Origin of the sequence: Helicobacter pylori SA37A (assembly GCF_000476015.1) — a bacterium.
Classification (GTDB): Bacteria; Campylobacterota; Campylobacteria; order Campylobacterales; family Helicobacteraceae; genus Helicobacter; species Helicobacter pylori_DB.
This window is the reverse complement of record NZ_CBOO010000024.1, coordinates 1-5027: the sequence shown is the minus strand read 5'-3', so window position 1 is coordinate 5027 and position 5027 is coordinate 1. Positions and strand designations below refer to the sequence as shown.

Here is a 5027-nt window from a genome sequence, read left to right as displayed (position 1 = left end):
CGCAAAAGCCATGACAAGCGTAAGGTAACCCACATTGATTTTTATTTTGAACAATTGCCTGAAGGCGAAAATAAGAAACAAAAACAAGCCGACAAGCAACGCGCTAAAAGGGATATTAAGCTTGTAGCATGGGACATCAATAACCAAATCGCTAAAAGAAACGCTAAAGCCACTATGGAAGCTAGGTTTCTTGAATTGAAAACCTTGATTGGTTATCAGTTCAAGCACAACAATGGGACTATTTTACAGATTAACAACGCCACTTTTGAAAAGAATCAAATGTTTTTGCATGTTTCAACCAACAAAAATTCTCAAAAATTCCTTGTGTCCAACAAGACATTCGCTTTGGAATTACTATATGTCAATGGCTACAGCCTGAAAAAAGACAACTTGCTAGAAGAAATTGATCCACCCAAAATCCACCCCATCACTAACGAACCTATTAAGGAATTTGCAGAATACATAGGCAAAACGATCCACATCACCAACTTCAATGTGGATCAATGTCCTGAGGGGATTAACAATTACCTGAAAATCACTAGGATTGTGAAACTGAATGACAACCGGATCTGTGTTTCAGTCCAAGATGTGGATAAGCCTGACAAACTTCTAAAACCTTTCATCGCTAAAGATGAAAAACATTTGAAAAATTGGTTCAAGAAACACTACAGGTAATCGGTGGACTAGAGCATAGATCTAGTCTTAATATTATCGCCAGCTAAAGCTGGCATTGGGGGGCTTATTTTTTATCAATAAGTTTTTTGACATACTCCGTTACTACAAACCTATAAAATCCTATGAAGAGCTATAAAACACTATAATTTTTGTATAGGTTATTAAGTTTTGTGTTATACTGCTCGCATGAATAAAAGAATGCTATCCATCGGTCAAGCGAGTAAGCTTTTAGGTGTAACTATCCAAACCTTACGCAATTGGGATAAAAAAGATTTGTTAAAACCTGATGAACTCACTAAAGGCGGTGAAAGGCGTTATAAGTTAGAAAGTTTAAGGCGTATCAATAGAAGCGTAGTCTTTAATCAAGATGAATTAAAAACAATAGCTTATGCTAGAGTAAGCTCGCATGACCAACAAGATGACTTAATCAGACAAGTTCAAGTCTTAGAGCTTTATTGTGCTAAATGCGGCTTTAACTATGAAGTGATACAAGATTTAGGGAGTGGCATGAATTACTATAAAAAAGGCTTAACCAAGCTTTTAAACTTAATCTTAGACAATCAAGTCAAACGCCTTGTATTAACGCATAAAGACAGATTATTACGCTTTGGAGCCGAATTGGTATTCAGTATTTGTGAAGCTAAAGAAGTAGAAGTGATCATCATCAACAAAGGTGATGAGAATGTGAGGTTTGAAGAAGAATTAGCCAAAGATGTTTTAGAGATTATAACCGTCTTTAGCGCTAGATTGTATGGCTCTAGGTCTAAGAAAAACAAGAAGCTCTTAGATGAAATGCAAGAAGTAATCACTAACAATGTCAGCTATCTCAATCACGCATAAAATAGCTTTAAAGCCTAACAACAAGCATATTACTTACTTTAAAAAAGCTTTTGGGTGCGCTAGGTTAGCTTATAATTGGGGATTAGCTAAATGGAAAGAAAACTACCAACTAGGCATTAAAACTAACCATCTACAGCTTAAAAAAGAATTTAACGCTCTTAAAAAATCGCAATTTAATTTCGTTTATGAAGTAACTAAATACGCCACCCAACAGCCTTTTATCCACTTGAATCTAGCCTTTAATAAGTTTTTTAGAGATTTAAAAAAAGGTTTAGTGAGTTACCCTAAATTTAAAAAGAAAAGAGAGTTTCAAGGTTCTTTTTATATAGGGGGCGACCAAATTAAAATCATTCAAACAGCTAATACTGATTATTTAAAAATACCTAACTTACCTCCAATCAAACTCACTGAAAAACTAAGATTTCAAGGCAAAATCCATAACGCTACCATCACTCAAAAGGGCGATCATTTCTATGTTTCAATCTCTTGTGATATTGATGAGAGTGAATACAAGCGAACCCATAAACTCCAAGAAAATCATAATAAGCTAGGGATTGATACAGGGATTAAATCCTTTGTGAGTTTGTCTAATGGCTTAAATATCTATGCCCCTAAGCCCTTAGATAAGCTTACTAGAAAGCTTGTAAGAATTAGCAGACAACTGAGTAAAAAAATCCACCCAAAAACCAAAGGGGATAAAACCAAGAAATCTAATAATTACTTAAAGCATTCTAAAAAGCTTACCCACTTGCATGAAAAAATCGCTAACATCAGACTTGATTTTTTACACAAGCTCACAAGCTCTCTTATAAGACACTCAAACTCGTTTTGTTTGGAGAGTTTGAAAGTTAAAAACATGTTTAAAAATCACAGGTTAGCTAAATCTTTAAGCGATGTTTCTATGTCTGTGTTTAACACGCTATTAGAATATAAAGCTAAATACTCTAATAAAGAAATTCTAAGAGCTGACACTTACTATCCAAGCTCTAAGACTTGCTCTAATTGTCAAAAGGTTAAACAAGATTTAAAACTTAAAGATAGGATTTATCAATGCCTAGAGTGTGGCTTTGAATTAGATAGAGATATAAACGCTGCTATCAATCTTTTAAAGCATTTAGTAGGTAGAGTTACTGCCGAATTTACGCCTATGGACTTGACGGCTCTGTTGAATGACTTATCCAATAATCGTTTAGCAACTAGCAAGGTTGAACTAGGAATACAACAAAAATCCTAAATTAAGAGAATTTTATAGCTCTTCATAGGATTTTATAGGTTTGTAGTAACGGCGATTAGTCATGTTTAAAGAATGTTTGAAAAACAATATCATGCCTTTCATCATAGAAAACGAACACAAAGCCTTTTACTACAGAGGCATTAGAGAATATGACAATACAAAATACTTGAAAGACACCATTTTGCAAAGTCAAGACAATTTCAATGAAATGGTTAGCTATTTCTTTTCTTGAGTGAAACCGCTTATTTTTGTTTGTGTGCTTTCGTTTTGAGCGTTTTTTAGCTTGTAGGCGATGGGATTAGTCGGTTTTTTGCTTTGCGTTGGTTTTAGGCGATTGTAGATAGCAAAAAACAGCTAAAAAATCCAAACAACCTAATTGACTTCAAAAAACTTCATTTCCCTTTTAGTTGCTAACCATTTAGCCAATCCCACTAGTTTAGCATCTAAAAGTGCATCTAACTAGTGCTATCCAATCAAAACAAAACCGCCTAAGCGAGCGTTAGCGAGCAAAATAAGCGGTTTTGCACCGATTGTTTGCTGACAAGCAAACACCAACAAGCGAAGCGTTAGCGAGCATGGATAAAAGCGCATCGCAGTTTGAAAGCGTAGGCGTTAGCCGTAGCTGTTTTGCGTTAGCAAATCAAACAAGATAGCGCAAACCTGGCACCAGGCTAAAAAACCACTAAAACTAAAATCCTAAAATATGTAGCGCGTCATGCGCGTTGTTTTTATTACATGTTTTAAACAGCATGCTGTTTTTACATGTTTTTACAACGCGCGCGCATGTGAGGGAATGGGGGTTGCAACCCCCTAAATAACGAAGCTGTAGGATTTCTCATTTTTGGGTGAAAATGAATAAAAGGGAACTTCTTGTTACTGATAAGGGAACTTCTTGTTACTGATAAGGGAACTTCTTGTTACTGATAAGGGAACTTCTTGTTACTTTAGCTAAAAAATCTCTCATTTTTTACTTAAAAATAAGAAAAATAGGCAGGTTTTTGCGATAATATGAGCGGTTTTTGCCAACAATAAGATAACTTTTATAAAATAGTTACCATATTAACAATTTTTAGACATAATAACAGCCTAAGGCGGTATAACATGGTTGCTAATCCTAGTGTTAACAAATTTGGAGCAATTAGCTTTAAAAGCTAGTGGGTTGGGAGTTTGTAGTGGGTGGCACTCCGTTAGGAGGCACACCATGAAAGCATTTTTGATAGTAGTGATTTTAGTGGTAATCTTAACACAGCCACTATATTAAAACCTTAGCGTTTTAATAACCCTTATAAGTCCGCCAAGACTTTTTAAGGGTTTCACTCCTGTTATTATATCGTCTTTTGAAAAATAAGCATTAAAAGGCGGTTAAATGCCCATGAATACGAATTTTGAACAGCTTATAAAACAAGAACTGGAATTACGAAAATTATTAGAAGAATTGGATACGCTCCCACAAACCCCACAAATTAAACTACAAAAACAAAAGATACAAACTTACATAGACAAGATAACTCCAAGTATTTTGAGCGGTTTTAGTCAAAAATTCAAAGAAATTACAAAAAATTCACCAAATGAGTTTGAAAAAGAAGAACCCACACCATGCAAAGATTTAGTGGTTAGCGCCCCTAAAGATAAAACCTATACCACCTACCACAACAACGCTAATAAGGTTAATTTAGGGAAATTGAGCGAAAGGGAAGCCAATCTTTTGTTCGCTATTTTCCAAAGGCTTAAAGATCAAGGGAATACCCTCATTCGTTTTGAACCGCAAGATTTAAGGAGAATGTTGGGCATTAAAATATCCTATGATAATCTTACAAGAACCGCTAGAAGCATGTGGAATAAAATAAAAACCGCTGATTTTTGGGAAGTTAGAGACATTATAGTGAATGGTAAAGAATGCGTTTCTGAAAAAAATTACATGCTTTTTCAAGTTTGTGAAATCGTAAGCGATAAAGAAACAAGAGAATTTTTGTATATGGATATTCAGCTCAACACAGGTTATAACTATCTGCTTAACAATCTAGGAATGGGGCAATACACTTCTTTCAAGCTCATAGAATTCCAAAGGGTGAGGGGAAAATACGCTAAAACGCTCTATCGCTTGCTCAAGCAATACAAAAGCACAGGGATTTTAAGCGTGGAATGGTCTCAATTTAAAGAGCTTTTAGACATTCCAAAAGATTATGAAATGCGAAACATCGATCAAAAAGTCTTAACTCCAGCTCTCAAAGAACTCCATAAAATCTACCCTTTTGAACACTTGAGCTATAAAAAAGAA

Annotated in this window: 4 protein-coding genes and 2 pseudogenes; all 6 read left to right on the top strand. The window is 35.0% G+C overall.

From position 1 onward, the window contains the following. Positions 1 to 675: pseudogene (locus QT76_RS08435) on the top strand (replication initiation protein); the annotation flags it as partial. 186 nt (positions 676 to 861) lie between these two features. Beyond that, complete coding sequence (locus tag QT76_RS07565) at positions 862 to 1515, top strand: IS607-like element IS607 family transposase (RefSeq protein WP_033617249.1); 654 nt, start codon at positions 862 to 864, stop codon at positions 1513 to 1515. Further along, the gene (locus QT76_RS07560) at positions 1490 to 2749 is read left to right on the top strand and encodes an RNA-guided endonuclease InsQ/TnpB family protein (RefSeq protein ID WP_033617248.1); all 1260 of its coding nucleotides are present in this window, start codon (positions 1490 to 1492) and stop codon (positions 2747 to 2749) included. Before QT76_RS07565 ends, QT76_RS07560 begins: the two co-directional genes overlap by 26 nt. A gap of 52 nt (positions 2750 to 2801) precedes the next feature. After that, a pseudogene (locus QT76_RS08195) lies at positions 2802 to 2981 on the top strand (Fic family protein); the annotation flags it as partial. Between the two features lie 289 nt (positions 2982 to 3270). Then, on the top strand, positions 3271 to 3402 hold the full coding sequence (locus QT76_RS08630) for a hypothetical protein (protein ID WP_267864698.1): 132 nt from the start codon (positions 3271 to 3273) through the stop codon (positions 3400 to 3402). A 713-nt stretch (positions 3403 to 4115) separates the two neighbouring features. Next, the coding region (locus tag QT76_RS07555) for a replication initiation protein (protein ID WP_033617247.1) at positions 4116 to 5027 on the top strand (912 nt) is incomplete at its 3' end.

Excerpts from the sequence above, each read along its gene's own strand:
- QT76_RS07565 (WP_033617249.1), top strand. The coding sequence starts at position 862 with ATGAATAAAAGAATGCTATCCATCGGTCAAGCGAGTAAGCTTTTAGGT.
- QT76_RS07560 (WP_033617248.1), top strand. The coding sequence starts at position 1,490 with ATGTCAGCTATCTCAATCACGCATAAAATAGCTTTAAAGCCTAACAAC.